This window comes from Bacillus sp. FJAT-25509 (assembly GCF_001420605.1).
Classification (GTDB): domain Bacteria; phylum Bacillota; class Bacilli; order Bacillales; family Bacillaceae_G; genus Gottfriedia.
This window is the reverse complement of the sequence record NZ_LJIZ01000016.1, coordinates 1-23,407: the sequence shown is the minus strand read 5'-3', so window position 1 is coordinate 23,407 and position 23,407 is coordinate 1. Positions and strand designations below refer to the sequence as shown.

Annotated in this window: 21 protein-coding genes, 2 pseudogenes and 2 riboswitches; of the genes and pseudogenes, 16 read left to right on the top strand and 7 right to left on the bottom strand. The window is 32.4% G+C overall.

Going from position 1 to position 23,407, the window contains the following annotated elements; genetic code table 11:
• Positions 1 to 181 precede the first annotated feature (181 nt).
• The gene (locus AN960_RS09385; protein WP_056470125.1) at positions 182 to 880 is read left to right on the top strand and encodes a DUF421 domain-containing protein; all 699 of its coding nucleotides are present in this window, start codon (positions 182 to 184) and stop codon (positions 878 to 880) included.
• Positions 881 to 929: 49 nt separating this feature from the next.
• Here the strand turns inward: AN960_RS09385 and mtnD are convergent, their stop codons facing one another.
• From mtnD to AN960_RS09360, 5 genes are all read right to left on the bottom strand, one after another.
• Positions 930 to 1,442, bottom strand: a complete 513-nt coding sequence (gene mtnD / locus AN960_RS09380; RefSeq protein ID WP_056470122.1) for an acireductone dioxygenase — start codon at positions 1,440 to 1,442, stop codon at positions 930 to 932.
• A 16-nt stretch (positions 1,443 to 1,458) separates the two neighbouring features.
• The gene (locus AN960_RS09375) at positions 1,459 to 2,085 is read right to left on the bottom strand and encodes a methylthioribulose 1-phosphate dehydratase (protein WP_056470119.1); all 627 of its coding nucleotides are present in this window, start codon (positions 2,083 to 2,085) and stop codon (positions 1,459 to 1,461) included.
• Positions 2,082 to 2,735 (bottom strand): 2-hydroxy-3-keto-5-methylthiopentenyl-1-phosphate phosphatase, encoded by a 654-nt coding sequence (locus tag AN960_RS09370; RefSeq protein ID WP_056470116.1) that lies wholly within the window; start codon positions 2,733 to 2,735, stop codon positions 2,082 to 2,084. Before AN960_RS09370 ends, AN960_RS09375 begins: the two co-directional genes overlap by 4 nt.
• 6 nt (positions 2,736 to 2,741) lie before the next feature.
• Positions 2,742 to 3,962, bottom strand: a complete 1,221-nt coding sequence (locus AN960_RS09365; RefSeq protein ID WP_056470111.1) for a 2,3-diketo-5-methylthiopentyl-1-phosphate enolase — start codon at positions 3,960 to 3,962, stop codon at positions 2,742 to 2,744.
• A 64-nt stretch (positions 3,963 to 4,026) separates the two neighbouring features.
• A riboswitch (SAM riboswitch) is annotated at positions 4,027 to 4,130 on the bottom strand.
• A 58-nt stretch (positions 4,131 to 4,188) separates the two neighbouring features.
• Positions 4,189 to 5,376, bottom strand: coding sequence for a pyridoxal phosphate-dependent aminotransferase (locus AN960_RS09360; protein WP_056470105.1), 1,188 nt, complete (start codon positions 5,374 to 5,376; stop codon positions 4,189 to 4,191).
• Positions 5,377 to 5,519: 143 nt separating this feature from the next.
• Here AN960_RS09360 and AN960_RS09355 point away from each other — a divergent pair, with 143 nt between their 5' ends.
• The 4 genes from AN960_RS09355 (at position 5,520) to AN960_RS09340 (ending at position 10,381) form a co-directional block, all read left to right on the top strand.
• Complete coding sequence (locus AN960_RS09355; protein ID WP_056471134.1) at positions 5,520 to 6,302, top strand: carbon-nitrogen family hydrolase; 783 nt, start codon at positions 5,520 to 5,522, stop codon at positions 6,300 to 6,302.
• Between the two features lie 63 nt (positions 6,303 to 6,365).
• Positions 6,366 to 6,524: riboswitch (SAM riboswitch) on the top strand.
• A gap of 71 nt (positions 6,525 to 6,595) precedes the next feature.
• A complete protein-coding gene (gene mtnK, locus AN960_RS09350; protein ID WP_056470102.1) occupies positions 6,596 to 7,771 on the top strand; it encodes an S-methyl-5-thioribose kinase in 1,176 nt (391 codons plus the stop codon).
• Between the two features lie 6 nt (positions 7,772 to 7,777).
• Positions 7,778 to 8,827 carry an S-methyl-5-thioribose-1-phosphate isomerase gene (mtnA, locus tag AN960_RS09345; protein WP_056470100.1) on the top strand — a complete coding sequence of 350 codons (1,050 nt, stop codon included), beginning with the start codon at positions 7,778 to 7,780 and terminating at the stop codon, positions 8,825 to 8,827.
• 1,182 nt (positions 8,828 to 10,009) lie between these two features.
• Positions 10,010 to 10,381 (top strand): cysteine-rich CWC family protein, encoded by a 372-nt coding sequence (locus AN960_RS09340; RefSeq protein WP_056470097.1) that lies wholly within the window; start codon positions 10,010 to 10,012, stop codon positions 10,379 to 10,381.
• A gap of 229 nt (positions 10,382 to 10,610) precedes the next feature.
• Here AN960_RS09340 and AN960_RS09335 read toward each other — a convergent pair whose 3' ends face one another.
• Positions 10,611 to 11,270: a CatB-related O-acetyltransferase gene (locus tag AN960_RS09335; RefSeq protein ID WP_056470094.1), complete on the bottom strand. Its 660-nt coding sequence runs from the start codon at positions 11,268 to 11,270 to the stop codon at positions 10,611 to 10,613.
• Between the two features lie 382 nt (positions 11,271 to 11,652).
• Between AN960_RS09335 and AN960_RS09330 the strand changes: the two genes are divergently transcribed.
• The 4 genes from AN960_RS09330 (at position 11,653) to glnA (ending at position 15,574) form a co-directional block, all read left to right on the top strand.
• Positions 11,653 to 12,081 (top strand): GNAT family N-acetyltransferase, encoded by a 429-nt coding sequence (locus AN960_RS09330; RefSeq protein WP_056470092.1) that lies wholly within the window; start codon positions 11,653 to 11,655, stop codon positions 12,079 to 12,081.
• Between the two features lie 283 nt (positions 12,082 to 12,364).
• Entirely contained in the window at positions 12,365 to 12,766 is a 402-nt protein-coding gene (locus AN960_RS09325; RefSeq protein WP_056470089.1) for a MerR family transcriptional regulator, read from the top strand.
• Positions 12,767 to 12,823: 57 nt separating this feature from the next.
• Complete coding sequence (locus AN960_RS09320; protein ID WP_056470087.1) at positions 12,824 to 14,125, top strand: glutamine synthetase family protein; 1,302 nt, start codon at positions 12,824 to 12,826, stop codon at positions 14,123 to 14,125.
• 114 nt (positions 14,126 to 14,239) lie between these two features.
• Entirely contained in the window at positions 14,240 to 15,574 is a 1,335-nt protein-coding gene (glnA, locus tag AN960_RS09315; RefSeq protein WP_056470085.1) for a type I glutamate--ammonia ligase, read from the top strand.
• 113 nt (positions 15,575 to 15,687) lie between these two features.
• Here glnA and AN960_RS09310 read toward each other — a convergent pair.
• Positions 15,688 to 16,077: pseudogene (locus AN960_RS09310) on the bottom strand (tyrosine-type recombinase/integrase); the annotation flags it as partial.
• Positions 16,078 to 16,379: 302 nt separating this feature from the next.
• On the opposite strand from AN960_RS09310, the gene AN960_RS09305 reads away from it, so the two are divergent.
• The 7 genes and pseudogenes from AN960_RS09305 (at position 16,380) to AN960_RS09280 (ending at position 22,467) form a co-directional block, all read left to right on the top strand.
• Positions 16,380 to 18,773: an RHS repeat domain-containing protein gene (locus tag AN960_RS09305; protein WP_056470077.1), complete on the top strand. Its 2,394-nt coding sequence runs from the start codon at positions 16,380 to 16,382 to the stop codon at positions 18,771 to 18,773.
• Positions 18,774 to 18,784: 11 nt separating this feature from the next.
• Positions 18,785 to 19,147 (top strand): hypothetical protein, encoded by a 363-nt coding sequence (locus tag AN960_RS09300; RefSeq protein ID WP_056470072.1) that lies wholly within the window; start codon positions 18,785 to 18,787, stop codon positions 19,145 to 19,147.
• Between the two features lie 356 nt (positions 19,148 to 19,503).
• Entirely contained in the window at positions 19,504 to 19,863 is a 360-nt protein-coding gene (locus AN960_RS23980; protein ID WP_286131666.1) for a hypothetical protein, read from the top strand.
• Between the two features lie 75 nt (positions 19,864 to 19,938).
• A pseudogene (locus AN960_RS09290) lies at positions 19,939 to 21,177 on the top strand (RHS repeat domain-containing protein); the annotation flags it as partial.
• 36 nt (positions 21,178 to 21,213) lie between these two features.
• The gene (locus AN960_RS25030; RefSeq protein WP_286131699.1) at positions 21,214 to 21,450 is read left to right on the top strand and encodes a polymorphic toxin type 8 domain-containing protein; all 237 of its coding nucleotides are present in this window, start codon (positions 21,214 to 21,216) and stop codon (positions 21,448 to 21,450) included.
• 11 nt (positions 21,451 to 21,461) lie between these two features.
• Entirely contained in the window at positions 21,462 to 21,905 is a 444-nt protein-coding gene (locus AN960_RS09285; protein WP_056470069.1) for a hypothetical protein, read from the top strand.
• Positions 21,906 to 22,077: 172 nt separating this feature from the next.
• Positions 22,078 to 22,467 (top strand): DUF2750 domain-containing protein, encoded by a 390-nt coding sequence (locus tag AN960_RS09280; protein WP_056470065.1) that lies wholly within the window; start codon positions 22,078 to 22,080, stop codon positions 22,465 to 22,467.
• Positions 22,468 to 23,407 lie beyond the last annotated feature (940 nt).

Sequence of the window (23,407 nt, the reverse complement as noted above, 5' to 3'; positions counted from 1 at the left end):
GTCGATTATAAATGAATAGTAATATTTTCTTCAATAATCGGTAATTTATGAGGACATACACACAGTTAGGTTTTAACTTATTTTTTAGAAATAATAAAGAATAGTTTCATTCTATTTTTCAAACGCTAAGTTGATTAATAAATACTTAAAATGGTTTTTTGAAAGAGAAAGGATGAAATAAATGAGCTTTAATGAAGTAGTATTTAGGGTCATATGCTCATTTTTTGTTTTATTTATTTTAACGAGATTAATGGGGAAAAAGGAAATTAGTCAATTAGATGTATTTACATTTATAACAGCCATTACAATAGGGAATGTAGCAGCATCTATAACGACATCTAAAACATTAGATATTGAAGATGGGATCATTGGATTAGTTGGCTGGGCAGTTTTGACGATCATCATGGGGTATTTAAGTTTAAAATCTAAATCTTTACGTCGGATGATTCTTGGGGAACCAATTATTTTAATTAGACAAGGAAAAATAATGGAAAATGCATTAAAAAAAGCTAGATTAGATACAGAGCAATTTCAAGGAATGCTTCGTAATGAGAATATTTATTCGTTGAAAGATGTAGAGTACGCTATATTTGAAATTGATGGCAGTCTATCAATTATGAAAACAAAAGATGTTAAAACGAAAAAAAATAAAACATGGAAAAAAACTTTGTTATTTCCAACGTCAACAGCAGTGGTATCTGACGGGGAAGTAAACGAAGATGCATTATCAAATTTAAACTTGGATAAAAAATGGTTAATAGCTCAACTTGAAAGGGTAGGCATAAAATCAATTTCAGATGTGTTTTTTGTTGAAGTACAAACAGATGGTTCGTTATATATCGACTACCGAGAAGATCATTTCAATGAAGAAGAAAATTAATTGACTCACATCCTAAAGAGGATATGAGTCAATTTAGTTTTTATAAAAATTATTCGTAAATAGGTACCCAACCTTCAGTCGTAACAAATAATCGAACAGCTACTACTTTACGATCCTCTGCTAAAGTGAAGTAGTGGCGTACATTTGGTGGTACAGAAATTAAATCTCCAGGATTCAAATTAACATGGAAAAAGCCTTCATTTCCCTCGATAATAAACGTACCGTGACCGCTAACGATGAAGCGAACTTCGTCATCCGTATGATGATGCTCACGATTGAAGTTTTTAAGTAATTGATCAAGATTTGGAGTTGCTTCTGAAAGAGTAATAATATCACTCGCTAAATAGCCACGTCTTGATGAAATACTGTCGATTTCAGCTTTAAATGTTTCAAGAATCGCTGCTTTTTCATCATCTGATAAAATAAATTTTTCTTGTAACGAACTATGTAATTGTTCGATATTCCAATTTTCGTAAATTACACCTTGTTCTTCTAAATAAGCTTTTACTTCAACATCACTTGTAATATGATAATCTTTTTTTTCTACCCAAATTGTTGCCATTCTTCATTCCTCCAAATTAATTCTTTATAAATGTATTTTTTTGAATACCTTGTAATGCATATTGGAATAGAAACTCATAAGCTTCTAAATGCTTTTTAGCTTCAAATGCTGATTCGGCCCAAACTGTTATACCATGATTATGAATTAATACAGCACCATGATCATTCTTTATATGTGGAAGAAATTCATTTGCAAGAGTAGGGATATGCGCAAGATTTTTTATGATTGGAATTGTAATTTCTGCATCTTCTTCCCATAATCCTAATGCTTTAATAATTTCGATACCAGAAAAAGATAATTCATCTTGATATGGAAAATCCTTTGTTATAAAGTTATTTGCTAAAGTGTGTACATGAAGTACGCATTTTGCATTTGTATGTTGATAAATTAGCCGATGTAAAATGACTTCAGCTGATGGTTTTTTTGATTCATCCCAAACAGATTGGTCAAATTCATTAACGAGTAAAAAATCGTCATAAGTATGTTTAGTTTTATCTTTACCACTAGTTGTCACTAAAAAGTTTAAAGGTTCGTCATTTACTTTAATTGATAAATTCCCGCTAGTTCCTAAAAACCAATCTCGATCAGCTAGTACTTTTTTTACTTCACGGATTTCATCATAATGTTTGAAAAAGTCCTTCATACTAGCACCTCCTTCTCTAATGAAGCTCGAATATCATAGAAATTTTCAAAAGGAATGAAAGGTAAAGATAGTTCTTCACATTTATCTTTTAAGAAATCTCGAGCAAAAATTAAATTGGCTTCTTTTGCAATTTGTAAGTCAGTAATTGAATCGCCAATGACAATGATAAAATCATTTGATTCACTAAATTTTCTTTTAACAGATGGTTTACACATTCCACAATCATTCGTACAGTTTTCATCACAAGAATAATCCCAATGAATTTTTACAGTTTGGCCCGTAAAGTCAGTACGATTACATAAAATATCCGAAGGTGGAAGGTAATCCGCTAATATAGGATGAACAAAAAAATCTAGCCCGCCACTTACAACTTTTAACGCATATTGTTGAACGCTTACAAATTGAATAAAATCGCTAAAACCATCTCGAATGATAGTACGATCGATTACAAAATCAGTCATTTCTTGTTTTTTCGTTGAAGGAATCGTAGCAAACATTTTCTCTACGCCTTCTCGAATCGATAGATTGCCATTTAATACTTCACTTGTTAATTCACTTACTGAAGGAGGAGCAAATTCTTTAATTAAATTAACGATATTGTCTCCCTCAGTAATTGTTCCATCAAAATCACAAAAAATCTTTATTGCCATTGTTGTTTACCCCCAAAGTTGTAATGCTTTTTGTAGTGATGTATTTGGAAGTGCGTATTCTTTTAGCCCAACTCCAGACAGTGTTGCTGAAATTGCTTCTCTAAATGCATTACCTCCACCAATCGGACCATCCGGATGACCATGAACACCGCCACCAGCGTTGATGACTTGCTCAATTCCAAAATCTTGAATTAATTGAGGCACTAGCGCAGGGTGAATTCCAGCAGAAGGTACTGGGAATGTCTCTTTTAATCCATTTGATACAGTTAAATTTTCAGCGATTTTTAAAGCTGTCTCTTTTTGTAATGCAACTGAACCATATGGCGAAGGGAATAGACTAAAATCTGCACCTGCAATTCGTAAAAGTTTCCCTAGTAATAATCCTGCGTCAATTCCATAAATTGGTGATGCTGTAAACGCACCCGAAACAGCAGGATGGGCCATAATTGGAACATTAATTGATGGATCCTCTGCCAAACCTTGAAGTACATCAATTCCATACGAGAATACATTTAATAAAAATACATCCGCACCAGCTTCTGCAGCACGTAATGCTTTTTCTTTTAACTCATATGTACGGCCAGTTAAATTCACCGCGTATAATGTTTTGTGTCCTGTTTTTTCATAAACTTGGTTCAAAATATTTTTTCCGTGAGTGACGCGATCTGTTATAGATGTATTCGTGTCAAAAAGTATCTCGTCGTCTTTAATTAAATCAACGCCGCCTAAAGCTTGCTTTTTTAATTCCTCTGAAATGTATTGAATATCTCTGCCGATTATTGATTTGAAAATGCTCATTAATAAAGGTCGATCATATACATCCAATTTTTCTCGAATGCCTTTAATACCAAATTTTGGACCCGGAAATAAATTTAAAATGTCATCAGTAAAATTTAAATCTATTAGTTTAATTTCGCCATCAAGGGATAGCTTACCGAAAACTGTTGTTAAAATAGCTGGAAGATCAGCTGAAAAATTTAAGCTAGGATAATAAATTTCAATAATCCCTTTTGTTGGTTTATATCCTAAAAAGTTAACGATATTTTCTTCGCATTCTATTTCACGAACTGAAAGAACTTTACCTTTATGCTTTTGTAATTGAATTTGATCATTTTGAGGTAATGACGTCCAAGAACCAACCGTTAAACCTAGAGCGATTGACTCTGCCTTTTTTTCTAAATGATGATTTTTATCATAAACTTGGTAAGTTGCTATTACTCCACTCATTTCAAAACCTCCAAAAAGTATTAATCAAACAAAAAACCTCTCCACTAAGGAGAGGTTTACCTACACCTTATCTGTCAGCAAATGCTGCGAGAATTAGCACCGTACTAGTTAACTAGCCGGTTGCCGGGTTTCGTCGGGCTCGGTCCCTCCACCTACTCTGAATAAAGTTAATATTTAATTTTGAATTATTAATCTAATCGCATTATTTCATGAACAATCATAATTGTCAAACATTAAATTTTGAAAATATTTCAATTTCTTTTAATCTAGCAACTGCTTCCTTCAGTCTATCAGTATCTGATAGTAGGCCGACTCTTACATACCCTTCACCATATTCTCCAAATCCATTTCCTGGAGCGACTGCAATATGAGCCTTTTCAAGTAATAGATCAGCAAATTCCTGTGATGTAAAACCTGCTGGAATTTTTAGCCATGCAAAAAAGGACCCTGCTGGTGCAGTTACTTCCCATCCAATTTCGTGACAACCGCTAATAAATACATTTCTACGCTCTTCATAAAGTGCTAATAGTTGTTTTACACTTTCTTGAGATTCTGTAAGCGCAACAGCGGCAGCTTCTTGAACAGCAGGGAAGATGCTAACGTAAAGATGATCCTGTAATAGATTAATTGCTGAAATAACCTCTTTATTTCCAACTGCAAAACCGATTCTCCAACCAGCCATATTATAAGTTTTAGAGAGGGTATAAATTTCAATCCCGCATTCCTTTGCTCCTGGCGTTTGAAGATAACTTAAAGGTTTTTTGCCGTCAAAACCAAATGCGCCATAAGCAAAATCATGACAAACTGTAATTTGATTATTTCTTGCAAGCTCAACTGTTTCTTTAAAAAATTCTTCTGTTGCGATAGCGCCAGTGGGATTATTTGGATAATTGATAAATAATATTTTACTAGCATCCAAAACATCCTGAGGAATTAATTTATAATCTGGTAAAAATTGATTTTGTTCAAGTAATGGAAGCATGTATGGTACTGTTTTTGAAAGAGATATACCAGATAAATAGTCTGGATAGCCTGGATCTGGAACTAAAATTGTATCTCCAGCGTCACATAAACAAAGTGGTAGCTCAACTAATCCAGCTTTTCCACCGAATAATATGGCTACTTCTTCCTCTGGGTCTAAATCAACATCATACTCTCGTTTATAAAATTCTACAACAGCATTTTTTAAAGATCTCATCCCTCTAAACGGAGAATAACGATGAGTTAAAGGGTTTTCAACAGACTTTTGTAATGCTTTTATAATATAGTCAGGTGTTGGCTGATCTGGATTTCCTTGACCAAGATTAATGACATCATGACCATTACCTATTGACTGATTCACTTTTTGGACTAGTGAAGCAAAAAATTGTTTTGGTAAATTGTTTAATAGTTTACTATGATTCAAGTTAATCACTCCAAAAATATAATAAAATTAATTTGAATAGATCGTTACTTAATCGACTGATTTTCATGAACGACTGTTGCAATAACTTTCACCATCATATATGCTCGATTTAAAAATGTCTATAAAATTTAGAATAGGGTGAATAAATTGTGATTAAAATTGCGTGTATTCAATCTGACGTTATTTTAGGTAAATCAAAGTCTAATTTAGAGAAAATGAAAACTCAAATAAACGAAGCGGTTAAAGAAAATGTTCAGGTTATCGTATTACCAGAGTTATGGACAACAGGCTATTGTTTGGAAGAGATTGGCTTGCACACAGGTGAACAAGAAGCGATTATTTCTGAACTTCAGTCGATTGCAAAATCAAATAATGTAATATTGATTGCTGGTTCGTTCCCAATTGCAAGAGAAAATGGTGTAACGAATACGTTAATTGTTATTAGCAATACTGGTGAATTAGTAAAATCTTATGATAAAGTTCATTTGTTCCAGTTAATGAACGAGCATCACTATCTTCAATCAGGGGAAACAGACGGTCTTTTTGAAATCGATGGATTAACAGCTGCAGGTTTTGTTTGCTATGATTTGCGTTTTCCTGAATGGATTGGAGCTCATTCTCAAAAAGGTGCAAAAGTTTTATTTTTTGTCGCTGAATGGCCAATTCAAAGAATGAATCATTGGGAAATCTTGTTAAAAGCAAGAGCAATTGAAAATCAGTGTTATGTTGTTGCTTGTAATCGAGTAGGAAAAGATTTAGCAAATACATTTGGCGGAGGATCAATGATCATTGACCCTTGGGGAGAAGTAATTTCCAAAGGTAGCACGAATGAAGAAATCGTATTCGGTGAAATTGATCCGAAAAAAGTCGATGAAATACGCGGTACAATCCCTATTTTTGAAGACAGAAAAGAAGAAATCTACAAAAAAATTTAAAAAAGTGATTGACAAATTAAAAATTTATAAATTAAAATACGATTATAAAATCAAATATGCGAACTCTTATTTCGAGTAGGCGGAGGGATTTGGCCCGACGATGCCCAGCAACCGACCGTAATACCATTGTGAAATGGGGCGTATTGTATACGCCTGAGCTTAAATGCTCAGTAAGGCACGGTGCTAATTCCAACAGAAAAGAAATTTTCTGGTAGATAAGAGACGAAAGCCAATTAGTATTGCCTCTTTTCGTCTCGGAAAAGAGGCTTTTTATTTTGCAAAATTCAAGGGGGATGAATTTAGTGACTGTCATTGAACGAAAAGAATATAGACCTTTAACAGAAGCAACTGCAATTACTTATTTACAAAAACTTGGCTATTTTAAAAATGAACTATGTGAAAGTATAGAAATCGGGGATGGGAATCTAAATTTAGTGTTTAAAGTTAATCCCGTAGGAAGCGAGAAAGGGTTAATTATAAAACAGGCTCTACCATACGCAAAAGTCGTTGGAGAAAGCTGGCCACTTACATTAAAGCGAGCGACGATCGAGAGTAATGCGACAAAAATATACAATGAGCTAATCCCATTACATGCACCAAAAATTTTAGAACATGACGAAGATCAAGCTGTAACTGTAATGGAGGATCTATCTCACTTGCAAATTTTACGAAAAGGTTTCATTGAGAAAAAAAGCTATCCGTTTTTAGCTGAACATATTGGAGAATTTTTAGCTAAATCATTATTCTTCACTTCAGACTTTGGAACTACACCGGCTAAGAAAAAAGAGTTAGAGTATCTTTTTAATAATCCTGACTTATGTGATATAACAGAAAATCTTGTTTACACGGACCCATTTTTTAACAGTGAAACAAATAGTTTTGAAGAAGAATTAACAGATGAAATTCAAAATCTATGGAATGATGAAGATCTACAAATTGAGGTTGCGAAACTAAAATTAGATTTCTTATCGAAAAAAGAAGCTTTATTACATGGTGATTTACATACGGGAAGCATTTTCGTATCTGAAACAGAAACAAAAATAATTGACCCGGAATTTGCATTTGTCGGACCAATCGGATTTGATTTGGGGCAAATTCAGGCAAATTTACTTTTTCAACTTTTCAGTCGTACTGAACTAAAGGACGAAATTATTGAACACATTTTAAACATTGAAAAAGTTTTTAATGAAACATTTATTCGCCTATGGGAAGAGCATAGTGTTAGACCGTTTAACCAAAAAGCTTTAATTAAAGAAAAACTAGAAGGATATTGGGTGGATGCAATTGGGGTTATTGGATGTGAATTAATCCGAAGAAGTATCGGTCTTGCTCATGTTGAAGATATTGATGCACTGGAACATAATCAAAAAATTGAAGCAAAGAAAAAAGTCTTAAAATTCGGAGTTTATTGTATAAAAAATAGATTTACTATTAGAAATATTGGAAATTTACTTAATGGATTGGAGTAATTATCGATGACTACATTACAGCAAATACCTGAATCATTACAATGGAACGGTGAAAGCTTAAAAATTTTAGACCAAACAAAATTACCAACTGAAATATACTATTTTGATGCAACAACATTATTAGATGTACGTGAAGCAATCGTAAAATTACAAGTAAGAGGAGCACCAGCGATCGGTTTAGCAGCTGCGTATGGACTTTATTTAGGTGTTCGAGAAATTGAAACTGAACAAATTGAAGAATTTCATCAACAAGCAAGATTATTAGCGGATGAACTAATAAGTGCTAGACCAACTGCAGTAAATTTAGCATGGGCAGTTGAAAAACTAATTGGTTCTAGTAAAGAAGCAGTTACTGTATCAGAAGCTAAATTAATCATCATGGAAGAAGCGATAAAATTACATTTAGCAGATGAGGCAACTTGCAAGGAAATCGGTGAAAACGCTTTAACATTATTACATGACGGTGCAGCGGTATTAACTCATTGCAACGCAGGAAGTATTGCGACAAGTCGCTACGGAACAGCTTTAGCTCCACTTCACTTAGCAAAAGAAAAAGGTTGGGAAATTTCAGCCTATGCAACAGAAACTAGACCAGTATTTCAAGGGGCAAGACTGACATCTTGGGAATTGAACCAAAGTGGTATCCCAGTTACATTATTGACAGATAATATGGTCGGCTACTTATTACAAAATAAAAAAGTTGATGCAGTTATAGTTGGAGCTGATCGCATTACTGCTAATGGGGACACTGCAAATAAAATTGGAACATTACAATTAGCGATTTTAGCAAACTTTTACCAAATCCCATTTTATGTAGCAGCTCCTTTATCAACAATTGATTTATCAATCGAATCAGGGAGCGAAATTGTAATTGAACAACGCGATCGTACTGAAGTAACACATATCGGAAATGTTCAAATAGCACCAGATGGAATCGATGTATTAAACCCAGCGTTTGACGTGACGCCGAATGAATTAATTACGGCGATTATTACAGAAAAAGGAATTGTTTCTAGCGATTATAAGGAAACTTTTAAAAGTTGGGAGCAAGAGTAATTTATTGATTGCATTTAATAGAGAAAAACGATTACCATTTATTCGTTAACTTCTTCCCTAGGAAATAGTTAAAAAGAGCAATTTTTTCTGATTTTTATAAAATTTTAACACTTTATCAATATAAGATTTGGTGGGCGATTATTGCAATTTAAGTTGTTATTAAAAAATATAATAAGCCCTATTATCTAGATTTTGAGTTTCGAAATATTCGTATTTGTGAATCGGGAAATTCTATTAATATAGAAAAAATAAAAATGAATTAATTGTCATTACTTTAAATGGAAAATATTTGTAGAAATAACATTATTGTAAAAATGAATTACTATATAGGAAGAAACTCATATTGCTAAAGTAGCAATAATTCAAAAACAAATGATTTAACACTTTCCGAGAATCTTAACGGATTAGTCAATTTTGTTCGATTAAATGGGGGTTCGAATCAACTGAATTTTTTCAGACAGTTTAACATATTTTCGTTTGATGTTTATTCTAGTTATAAGTTAAATTCATTATTAATGTATTATTTATATAAAAATAAGAGAAAACTCAAAAAAGCCAATTCCTAATTGTAGAAGGGATTGGCTTTTTGTTGACTATCATTAAGAATCATTATGTAATTAGGATAAATTGTTCCAAATGGAAGCGATATGGTGAGGCTGTTCCGTACAAAAATTAAATGCCCGTACTGAACAAGAAGGGGAAATTGGAGAAGGTTTTCCTTAAAAACAAATTGAAGAGAGATTGGAACATGAAAAAGCATTGTTTAAGGGGTTTGCAGTTTATAAAGAAGAGAAGTACGCTATCTTGGGAGGGTGCTGAATAATATAGAAAGCGAAGAGGGGAAAGAAGAGTTTAAAAGAAGAATTGAAGCAGCAAAAAATTAATAGTTATATAGGAAGACAAAATATCTCGTCAGTAGTACATAAATAATATAAACATTAATTGATATTAGAAATTGAATTTAATTAAAGTCACTTTTGAACTAGATCAAATCATAAATCCCATAGAATATTTAGAGGATGTGCAACGATCTCTACAATTGTAAAAAGATGACTAATTAGAGAAATACTCTGACACTAAAAGATTACTTTTATATGATATGCGCAGAAGAGTTTCTACAATCTTCTGCTAAAAAGTCCGCTAAAAATTGTAACTAAGATTGTTAATTGAGGAGGTTATATAATGGCAATTAAGCTCTGTCCCATGTGTGGTAATGAGAATAAGTGCTCAAGTGGGAAGACTTGTTGGTGTAATGATGAGTATTTCCCAAGAGAGATATTTAATCAGATACCACAAGAAGAGGTAAGAAGATCTTGTATATGTAAGTCGTGTTTAGATAAGTATAAAGAAGATAACAAAATAGAAGACCTAAAGCCTTCTGATATCGGACCAAAAGTATTTAGTCGGAAGAGTGGAGTTGAACAGGACGATGAAGTGTGTTACTGTTATGAAAAGTTTAAAGATAATCTTAAGCCAGGAACAGTAACCAAGTGTTTCAAAGAGAAATGTGCTAATTACCTAAGTTGCACAGAAGAACGTAATAAAGGAGTTTGACTAGGGAGTTAGTCAAGAACACGCCGTTCTTTCGTTTAGGTTGTATTCTTGTATAACTAAACCAACTAATAGTTTGTCAAAAATTTTCAATTATCCAGACAAAATGTGAATCTTTTTATTGGAAAATTGGCAGGTTTGCTATAAAGAGTAAACCTGCCAATTTTGCGTAATAAATAAAAATTGTATGCAAAAAGCTACATCCTATTTAGAATGTGCTTGTCTAACTTAATTATCTTTCTTTTACTTTGTTGGTATAAAAATCATATAACTTTTCAATGGATGAATTGGACAAAAGAGGTATCGCTCTCTTAACTAATTCTCTATCCCAATCAAACCAACGCATTTTCATTAGTTTATTAATCTCTGAATCTGTGAAGCGTTTCTTTATTTCTTTTGCAGGATTTCCACCAACTATTGTATATGGAGGTACGTTTTTAGATACCACAGAACCTGCTGCAACGATTGCGCCTTCACCAATTGTAACACCAGGCATTATAATAGCGTTCATGCCAATCCAGGCATCGCTTTTAATAACTGTGTTACCTTTTGGTTCATAAGATTGTCCTATTTGTTCAACAAATGGATAAACAGTGATCCATTCTGAATGGTGGTTATGATTACCACCCATTAAAATGACAACTCCACTTGCAATACAAACATAATTTCCAATAATGAGTTTATCTAGATGCCAACCAAACTGTTCAATTGGATTGAAAAGTTCTTGAGATTTAGCATCACGCCATAAATATCTTACACAGCCATCTTCAAAATTTTGATTACCATAATACCCTGAATAATAGGAATACTCCCCTACTTCAATGAGTGGATTTGTCACTATATCTTTTAAATACTTTGTTTCAGACCAATGATTAAATAATGGATGATTCATAATTATCTTCCTCGCTTCTAAGTATTGTAGATTCTAGAACTTACTTAGAAGCTTAATACCACAGCGACATTTTTAAACTTTTTTAAACGACAAATCATTATCCTCAGCCTTTCTATAAAAGTAAAAAAATCATAACTTAATAAATTACTATAGTCAAATTGTAGAAATATGTACTGAAACTATTCGTGCGTTAGTTGAAGATTAACTGCCAATATGAGTCTTTTTATTAAAGTAAATGGATAGTTAAACTGCAATATTTACGAAGGGAAAAGGGAGAATATGGTAAAATTTAATATGCTACCACTGTTAAATCTTCTTAGCGAAAATAATTATGTAATATTTACTTAATAATCGAATGAAACAGAATAGGAGAAAAGGTGAAATGGATCTACATATAACGAAAGATTTAAATGAGAAAGATAAAAATTATATTAATAGGAGTTTGTATGAATTTAATTTAAAACATTTTCCTGAAGATTTAAGGGGTAGATATCAAGAGATTAATTTATTTCTAAAGGATGAAAATGGTAAAGTACGTGGCGGGATATTAGGTGAAATTTGCTGGAATTGGTTAGAAATTCATACTTTTATGATTGATGAAGATATTCGTAAACATGGATATGGAACCAAATTGTTACTTGAAGTTGAACAAATTGCACTTGAAAAGAATTGTGATTTCATAAAGGTAGATACTTTGAGCTTTCAGGCTTTAGATTTTTATAAAAAGTTCGGCTATCATGTTTATGGAACACTTGATAAAGTGGGAAGAGATTATGAGCATTTCTTTTTAAAAAAAGATTTATCATTTTAAAGTACTTAGTGAATATCATATCAGTTAAATTTGAGGACATTCAAATGAAACCAAGATTAAATACGCTCAACAAATAAACGTATTTAATCATATATGAAGAGAATACAAACCGTTATAATCTCCAAACTAATGGAGATTATTTTTTTTAATTAAATAGTAGAATTTTAACTAATATTGCATAGAATAAAAAACAAATAATTTCATGTTAGGTTTTCTAACATTGTATTGACAGATTATCTAACATGAAATAAAATACTTATAGATGAACGAAAGGAGCATTGCTATGAATGATCAAGTAAGACGCTCAACGCCACTTTTCCCAATCGGAATAGTCATTTCGTTAACTGAATTATCCGCAAGACAAATTCGATATTATGAAGAGCATGATTTAATACGTCCAGCTCGTACTGAAGGTAATCGTAGATTATTTTCTTTCAATGATGTCGATCGATTATTAGAGATAAAAACTTTTATAGAACAAGGCTTAAATTTAGCAGGAATTAAAGAAGTACTCAATTTAAAATCGTCAGAAAAATCCAAAGAAACAGTGGTTCAACAAGTCATTGTTGAAAAATCAATATCAGATGAACAGCTTCGAAAAATGCTTCGTCAAGAGTTATATCAAAATGGTAAATTAGGTAGAACTTCTTTACGACAAGGAGATATGTCTCGATTCTTTCATTAAGTTATTGATTAAATCCGGATTATTCTAGCTTTTATATTTATATGGGGGGAAATATAAATGAAAAAGGAAACGATTTTAAATAGTGTTGAAGAACACAGTCTTGAATTTGTACAGTTATTTTTTACAGATGTAGAAGGGGTATTCAAACAATTAGAACTACCAATCACACAAATTGAAAAAATACTTAATAATGAAACTATGTTTGATGGCTCTAGTATTAACGGATTCACAAAAATTGAAGCAAGTGATATGATGCTTTTCCCAGATTTGAATACTTGGAAAGTCGATACTATTGAAAAAGTTGGACTCTTCATTTGTGATGTTCATTATCCGAATGGTACACCTTTTGAAGGTGATCCAAGAAATGTGCTTAAACGAGCAATTGAAAAAGCGACTGACAAGGGATTTACTTCTTTTAATGTAGGACCTGAACCTGAGTTCTTCTTATTTAATAAGGAAGGAAATCAGTTAGTTCCAAATGACAATGGTGGATATTTTGATGTAGCCCCCCTAGATAAAACAGTTACAATACGACGTGAAATTACAAAGGCACTTCAGGCGTTAGGGTTAGAAGTTGAGGCTTTACATCACGAAGTTGCAATCGGTCAACATGAGATCGATTGGAAATACGCACCAGGATTACAAACAGCTGATAATATTCAATTATTTAAATATACAGTTAAAACAATTGCTGAGAAAAATGGTTTAGTTGCTACATTCATGCCAAAACCAATTTTTGGAGAAAATGGCTCAGGTATGCATTGTCATATGAGTCTAGGAAATGATAATGGTAATGCCTTTTATGATCAGCATGATTCAATTGGATTATCTGAAACAGCGCGACAATTTATTGCAGGTGTATTAACACATGCTCGTGCAAATGCTTCAGTTACAAATCCAACAGTTAATTCATATAAGCGTTTAGTTCCAGGCTATGAAGCACCAGTTTATGTAGCTTGGTCACAAAGTAATCGTACATGTACAATTCGTATACCAGCTGCAAGAGGTGCAGGTACTAGAATCGAAGTGCGAAATCCAGACCCATCTGCAAATCCTTATTTAGCTTTAGCTGTTTTATTATCAGCCGGCTTAGATGGTATTGAAAGAAAGTTAACACCTCCAGTCGAGCGTAGTGAAAACCTGTATTTGATGGATGACGTAACTAGAAAAGCAGAAGGCATTGAAACATTGCCTGGAAGCTTACTTGAAGCAGTTACTGAACTAGAAAACAGTGAATTCCTACAGCAAGTTTTAGGGAAACATGTATTTTATTCATTCCTTCAAAACAAAAAAGATGAATGGGATGCATATCGATTACGTGTATCGGAATGGGAAAAAGAAACATATTTAAACTGCTAATCACTAAACTTAAAATAAAAAAATAGAAAAGTGGAAGTAGCATATCTCTACTTTTCTATTTTAAAGTGTGTTAGACTAATTTTGTTTGTTGCATACGAAAGGGGAACTTTTATAATGGCTAAGTTTACAAAAGAAGATATTTTCCGTATTTCAAAAGAACAAAACGTAAAGTACATACGTCTACAATTTACGGATTTACTAGGGATTATCAAAAACGTTGAAATACCAGTAAGTCAGCTTGAAAAAGCTTTAGACAATAAAATGATGTTTGACGGTTCTTCAATCGAAGGATTCGTTCGTATCGAAGAATCAGATATGTATTTATTCCCTGATTTAGACACTTGGGTAGTTTTCCCATGGACTGCTGAAAAAGGAAAAGTAGCTCGTTTAATCTGTGATATTTACAATGCAGATGGCACTCCATTTGAAGGAGATCCTCGTAATAACTTAAAACGTATGTTAAAAGAAATGGAAGCTTTAGGCTTCACAGATTTCAACTTAGGGCCTGAGCCAGAATTCTTCTTATTTAAATTAGATGAAAAAGGTGAACCTACTCTTGAGTTAAATGATAAAGGTGGTTACTTCGACTTAGCACCAACTGATTTAGGTGAAAACTGCCGTCGTGATATCGTTCTTGAACTTGAAGAAATGGGCTTTGAAATCGAAGCATCTCACCACGAAGTAGCTCCAGGACAACATGAAATTGATTTCAAATATGCTGGTGCAATTAAAGCTTGTGATGACATTCAAACATTTAAATTAGTTGTAAAAACAATCGCTCGTAAACACGGTTTACACGCGACATTCATGCCAAAACCATTATTTGGTGTAAACGGATCAGGTATGCACTGTAACTTATCATTATTTACAAATGGCAAAAACGCATTTTACGATGAGACTGGTGAATTAGGTTTAAGTGAAACTGCACGTCACTTCATCGCAGGGATCTTAAAACATGCTCCAAACTTTACAGCTGTTACAAACCCAACTGTAAACTCATACAAACGTTTAGTACCTGGCTATGAAGCTCCATGTTACGTTGCTTGGTCTGCAAGAAACCGTAGTCCACTAATTCGTATTCCTGCATCTCGTGGCTTAAGCACACGTGTAGAAGTGCGTTCAGTTGACCCAGCTGCAAACCCATACTTAGCATTATCAGTATTATTAGCAGCAGGTTTAGACGGAATCAAAAATAAATTAGAAGCTCCAGCTCCAGTAGACCGTAACATCTACGTTATGTCTAAAGAAGAGCGCGAAGAAGTTGGAATCATCGACTTACCAGCAACTTTAGCAGCTGCATTAGATCTATTAAAAACTGACGAAGTAATCGTTGGTGCATTAGGATCACACTTATTCGAACACTTTGTAGAAGCAAAAGAAATCGAATGGGATATCTTCCGTACTCAAGTTCACCCTTGGGAAAGAGATCAATACATGTCAGTATATTAATCAAATCAACCCTTGGCGCTGTAACGCTGAGGGTTTTTTTATTTATGGGCAGTTTGTTGGTTTCAAATTAATTATTTTTATTGCCCATAAATTGCCCATAAAATATTTATGAACTATTTAAGGACATCCTCCATATGTTTCTCAAATTTGCTCATTGAATCAATATCGATTTTTTTACTTATATGGGAATAAACATCAGCTGTAATTTGTATGCTACCGTGTCCAAGACGTTCTTGTATGTATTTCATATCTGCTCCAGCTTCTAAAAGTAAAACAGCATGAGTATGTCTTAATGAATGGATTGGTAGAGAGGGGAGTTCTGCATTTTTTAAAATTCTAGAAAAAGAATTGAATAAACTGGATTTTGGCATGTAGTCCTCATCGTTTCTAGAAAAAACTAAATCCAAATTAGAATGGTATAAATCATCCATAACTTTTCTATTAACATCCTGGTATTGTTTGTGAAAATTTAAATTTTCTGAAAGACCTTTACTAATTGTTAGACACTATGATGTAACCAAAAAGAATTGTCCTACTCCATTTGTTAAGAATGAGAAATTGTTTGAAAACTTTAAAGAACAAGTGGCTTTAATACTTAATCCAATAAAAGTAAATGTAAAAACTGATGTAAAACGGAGGTAGTAACGATACTACAACTGGATTTGAGGATAGTACTTCATTAAAAATTGCTAGAACAGCTACAACACAAGCTGCGAGTGAGTATAAACAAACAGTAGTTGTAGGACAAAGTTTAACTGATGATCCATTTAATATAACACTGACTGGTTTATCTAAAGCTGAAAATGTGGGGAAGAAAAGCACCGACACTGTTTCAAATCGAGATTATTCAATTGTTGGTAAAGTTACTTATACAAATGGTGAAATAGAAGAATTAGTTGCGAGTTTTCCAATTGGAACACAAGAATGGAATCGTGCTGCAGTAAAAATTCCAGGCACAAAACCTATTAATAAAATTGAAATATCAACTGTATTTAAAGGTAATTATACAGGTACAGTTTGGTTTGATGGTTTACGTTTAATGAAAGGTGCTATTGTCACCAACAATAAATATGATGGTGACGGAAACTATGTGATAGAAACTGAAGACGAGCTAGGGAATGTTTCCAAAACTACGTATGATATAAATGGAAATAAAAAAAGTGAAACAGATGCTAATGAAGAAATTCAAACATACGAATATAATGCAGCAAACCAATTAATGAAATTATCGTTAGCGAATCACACAAAGCTTAGTTATCTGTATGATTTTAATGGGAATATGACATCCAAAAAAATCGAATCAGATTTAGGTGTAATACAACCATTTACTTATAAATATGATGAGAATGGTTCATTAATTGAAACCGTCGGACCATTAAATGATAAAACAACGAAAGAGTATGATCCAAATGGTAACAATACTAAAACAATCTTACCAAACGGAAATACTATCACAAGTGAATATGATGGTACAGATCGAGTAAAAAGTATTGCATATAACGAGGAAATATACTATGGTTTTACTTACGATAAAAATGGAAATGAACTAACTGTTGATTATCCAAAAGAAGCACGAAAGAAAGAAAAAACCTACGATTCCTCAAATCGTGTTACCAAACAAGAAGATCGTGGAGCAACTCAAGAATGGAAGTATGCTAGTACATCTGACAAATTAAATGAACTAATAGTCAAGGATATAAGCTTAATTCAGAATTTAAAATACCAATACAATGAAAACGACCAAAACACAGTTGTAAATGATGGTGAACATTCATATCGTTTTGATTACGATGAGCGAGGAAATGTAAAAACATTTACTACGGGAAATGGTTCAGGATCGTCATTTAAATATGATGATAGAGGACTAGTTCAACAAGTGGTTGTTGGAAATAAAGATGGTAATATAATTCTTGATGAGACATATAGCTATGATAAAAACGGTAATCGTACAAGCATTAAATTTCCAGATGGAAAAAATATATCCTATGAATATGGTAAACTAGATCAGTTAGAAAAAGAAACATTAAAAGATGGAACAATTTTAGCGTATTCATATGACGGATTTGGTAATCGAACTTCTGTCAAAGAAACGAAAAATGGGTCAACTCAAACTACTGATAGTCAATATAATTTAGCTAATCAATTAATAAAGTTTGGTTCTGAAACAATCAAATATGATTTAAATGGTAATCGTACTGAAGATGATATTTACATTTACAAGTGGAATGCAAAAGATCAACTAGAATCAATAACTAAAAAAGGTGAAAGTTCACCTATTGCATCTTATAAATACGACGAAGATGGAAGACGTATTCAAAAAAACGTTGGAACAACTATTACAAACTATTTTTATGATGGTGATAGTTTAAATGTTTTATATGAGACGAATGGACAAAATCAGGTAACAAAGTCATTTATTTATTCTGAATCTGGCCAACTACTTGCGATGAAGAAGGGAACCGAAAAATACTTCTATCATTACAACGCTCATGGTGATGTCATTGCTTTAACAGATAAGGATCGACAGGTTGTCGCATCATATGAATACGATGCATGGGGTAAACCATTAAAAACAGTAGAAGATACAGTAGTAAAAGATAATCCCTATCGTTATGCAGGTTATCAATACGACGCGGAAACAGGTTATTATTATCTAATTGCAAGGTATTATAATCCTACACACGGTGTATTTTTATCACTTGATCCAGATCCTGGTGATGAAGACGATATTCTTACCCAAAATGGTTATACTTATGTTGGGAATAATCCGACAATGAAGGTGGATCCTGATGGACATTATTGGCAGTATCTAGCAGGTGCTGGGATTGGGGCAGCTACTTCGGTAGGAAAATATTATCTCTATAATAAGATGAGAGGGAAGAAATCAAATTGGAAAGGTGTTAGGAAAGCTGCTTTTAAAGGTGCTGTTAGTGGTTTGATGTGGACAGGCGCTGGTAGAGCGTTGGGATTTATTTCTAAAGGAAAGGCTATAGGGAGAGTACTCCAATCGAAAAAAGCGAATAAATGGTCTAGTGATTATCAGCAATATAAAAGGCATGCTAACAGACTTATAACTAATACTAAAAAGCATTTGAAAAGAACACCAGGACGAAGATTAGACGGAATAAAAAAAGCTAGAAAAAATTCGCTAAAATCTAAATTGTGGAGATATTCAAATGCGATAGGGAGAGGAAGATAGGAGATATAATCATGTTAGTATTTGTGCTTCATATTTTGATAAGTTTTATGGTATTAGGAATTTCATTATTATTACCAGTTCAAACTGTAAAATATAAGATTTCCAAACTAAATAATATTACTGGAATATATGGAATTTTAGGTATTGTTATAGTAGGTATAGGTATATTCATTGGAGGAGGAGAGTCTTTGCATGAATATATCTATATAACATTTATTATTCAATTGATTATTCTAGGTCTTCTTTTACTAGTCAACTTTCTTAATAAAAAGGTTGGGTATTCAAAATTAAAAAGTATCTGCTCACTTTGCTTAATCACGATTAGTTTATTATTTTATATTTACTACATTATAGCGAGTTTTATTTATTATTAATATTAGACGAGAAATGAAGAGTAAATATTTATAAGTCTAAATTTAATAATAAAAAAATAAATGTAATATATATGTATAGGTATATTTGAGGGACGGAAAAAATTATTCAAGAGGGGGAGCTAATGCTCTCCTTTTTAGTTTATTTAGAATAGATATGTATTTGGATATTGAATGATATTATCTATGGTTACTTTCAATCTTGTATGAAAAATAAAACAATATTTGAGGTAATAGTTGTGGATATTTAATTTTGTTAAAGAAACTAGCAAATGATCATTACTATTATCCAAAGAGGAAATAAAGAACTTTGGTTATTAAATAGACAAGTAAGCTAACGTTAAAAGAGAGGGATTATCATGGACAAGGAGATAGAAGAGATTATTGTAAAATCATTCTTTACTAAAAGGATTCAAGATCGTGTATTGTTTGAACTTTTTTCAAAAAAGAAACGAAAAGATGCATTAGGTCGTTTATGTCACAATTACGATAAAACTTTGAATTTAGAGTCGTTGATTGAAATTAAGAAACCTATTTCTAATGCAATAGAAGTGGCAAACATTTTGAGAGAACACAGTGCTGGTGATTGGTGTTATTCAATATCTTGGAGTGAAAGGATTGACGGGAAGGAACTTCCATTATTAAATGCACTAGAAACTGCAGTCGGCAATGGTATGCCTTCACTTATTTCTTGTACACGGAAAACTTACTTATTTTGAAGCTGAACAAGAATCTGGTGCTTCGCCTAGATTCATTCTTAAAAGGATGTAAACTTAAGCTTAATTCAGAATTTAAAATATCAATACAATGAAAACGACCAAAATACAGTTGTAAATGATGGTGAACATTCATATCGTTTTGATTACGATGAGCGAGGAAATGTAAAAACATTTACTACGGGAAATGGTTCAGGATCGTCATTTAAATATGATGATAGAGGACTAGTTCAACAATTGGTTGTTGGAAATAAAGATGGTAATATAATTCTTGATGAGACATATAGCTATGATAAAAACGGTAATCGTACAAGCATTAAATATCCAGATGGCAAAAATATATCCTATGAATATGGTAAACTAGATCAGTTAGAAAAAGAAACATTAAAAGATGGAACAATTTTAGCGTATTCATATGACGGATTTGGTAATCGAACTTCTGTCAAAGAAACGAAAAATGGGTCAACTCAAACTACTGATAGTCAATATAATTTAGCTAATCAATTAATAAAGTTTGGTTCTGAAACAATCAAATATGATTTAAATGGTAATCGTACTGAAGATGATACTTACATTTACAAGTGGAATGCAAAAGATCAACTAGAATCAATTACTAAAAAAGGTGAAAGTTCACCTGTAGCATCTTATAAATACGACGAAGATGGCAGACGTATTCAAAAGACCGTTGGAACAACTATTACAAACTATTTTTATGATGGTGATAGTTTAAATGTTTTATATGAAACGAATGGACAAAATCAGGTAACAAAGTCATTTATTTATTCTGAATCTGGCCAACTAGTTGCGATGAAAAAGGGAACCGAAAAATACTTCTATCATTACAACGCTCATGGTGATGTCATTGCATTAACAGATAAGGATGGACAGGTTGTCGCATCATATGAATACGATGCATGGGGTAAACCATTAAAAATAGTAGAAGATACAGTAGTTAAAGATAATCCATATCGTTATGCAGGTTATCAATTCGATGCGGAAACAGGTTACTATTACCTAATTGCAAGGTATTATAATCCTACACACGGTGTATTTTTATCACTTGATCCAGATCCTGGTGATGGTGATGATATCCTTACACAGAATGGATATACTTATGCTAATAATAATCCAGTTATGATGGTAGACCCAGATGGACATTGGTTCTGGCTTGCTGTTAATGCAGGTTTTGCAGCTTATGACGGATATAAGGCATATAAAGCTGGTAAAAATAAAAAGCAAATTGCCTGGGCCGTTGCTTCTAACTTTGCTAAAGTTGGCTATTTAAAGAAAGCCAGTAGGGTAGCTAAATTTGCAAAACGTTCTTTGGCAGGAAAACAAGGTAGATTGAGAGAAATGGCGAATGATACTAAATTGGGTAGCCACCTTAGAGGTCATATTAAATCGGAAATAAATAGAATTAAAAGGAAGAAAACTAAAGGGAGAAATAGAATACGTGTACCATTTGGTTATGATATGGCACACAGATATGGAAAAGAAAATAAAAAAGGTTATAATTATTGGCATACTGAATTGAACAATAGGGCTACTCATAGAACTCAAACCAAATATCAAAATAAAAAGAGAAGATAGAGGTCGAACTTATGAAAAAATATGATAAATTGATAGTTGGTATTGATAAAAATGATATACAATGTTATGCGAAGAAATGGGATATTTTGGTTCTTGCTGGTTCTAATGATAAAATGAAAGGAAGATTGCCAAAGGAACACCATTTTTTTGTGTCAGTTGTAGATAGGAAACCTTCTCGTTATGGAGTTATAAAGAAGATACCAAATCCTTTAACTGCTCTAGATTTGGCTAAGTTAGATTATCAATCTAGAGGGGAAAATATTGTAACTATTAGTAATGAAATTTTAATGGAATATGAAGATTATCTTGAAAAAATTAGTAGATTTGAAATAAATACACCGATTGCCACTACATGGCTAATAAAAAAATTGTCTCAAGAAAAAGTCCTAAGAATTCATAAAATTCTATTTACTAATTTTTCTGATGGTGCTAAGAAAGAATACTTTGGCTTTTAAATTTTTGTTATTAAGCAATAGATTACCCAAAAGGAAGATTAAGTAGTTTTTTTGTCAGTTCTAGTTCGTGAGACATTTTATTAATTTAATATGTATATCGTTTCAAAATTTTTAGTTCACTTAAAAAAGTTAAAAATTCAATTGACTTTTGTTTAGTAAAGGAGAAATCAATATGGTATTTGACTTAACAATAAATTCGCAAAAACGTTATAAAAAGTTTATAAAAAGGGTAATAGAAAATGGAGTAGTTTGGGGATTAGAATGTGAGGATAAATGGTGTGTTTGTGAGTCAAATGAATATGAAGATGCAATGGTAATGCCATTTTGGTCAGACGAAGCATATGCACGACAATGCAATATTAATGATTGGTCAATATATAAACCATCACCTATACCATTAGATATATTTATGAATAATTGGTTAAATGGAATGAATGAAGATGGATTATTAGTAGGGATTAATTGGAATGCTGAATTAATTGGGGTAGAAATTGAACCGTTTGATTTATTTGATGAACTGGAAAAATTATTGGAAGAAGTAAAACTAAACAAAAGAAATTAACATTTTAATGTAATAATTTCAATAATGAGAAAAAAGCAGGGTTAACTACAAATTATGCCTCCTTTTTTTATATTCTAACCATACTTAATGGAGTAGTTTCAAGCATTCTGAGTGATTATTATATATTTATCACAGTATCTTTAGTAGGCAAAAATAGCTTCTACCACACTACCGTTTTATTTAATTGTATAAGAAAGGCCCTAACTATTACTAAAATAATTAAGGGACTGTTGTAAATAAAGTATCAGAAATTATAAAACTAAGAATTTAATATAACATAATATTAGTTACTAAAATTGATGATTTTGTATTTTAATGGATAGATATTATTAGCCATAAATATAGCGATTAACTGCCCATAAACTGCCCATAATTTGCCCATAAAAATCTGATTCATTTATACATAAATTGAGTATCAATTTTAATAAAGTACTTGTAGTAAAAGGTTTTGACTTAAAATGATTCATTAATTTATAGATAAACTCTGTTCCGTACTCAAGTTCACCCTTGGGAAAGAGATCAATACATGTCAGTATATTAATCAAATCAACCCTTGACGCTATTGGCGTTAAGGGTTTTTATTTATGGGCAGTTTGTTGGTTTCATATCAATTAATTAGGTTACCCATAAATCGCCCACAAAAGAATATATACGAAATCAACTACAAGATGGGCGGAAAAGTTAAGCATGATGGAATACATAGATCTATTTACTGATTAAGAGATACAGAAAAAGAAAAGAAAGTAAGCAGAAGGCCTTTGAGGTCTGGCCAGTAAAAGTAGTACTTCAGGCGAACTGTTCAGTAGACCTTTAGGATTTACTCAGTAATAAAGGCTTTCAGCCGCAGAGCAAACCACCCGTTATCTGTAGTGACCCCATAAAGTTAGACTGGTTACTTCAATTAGGCAGCCTGTTGGGCATGAACTCGGTATTTTACTGG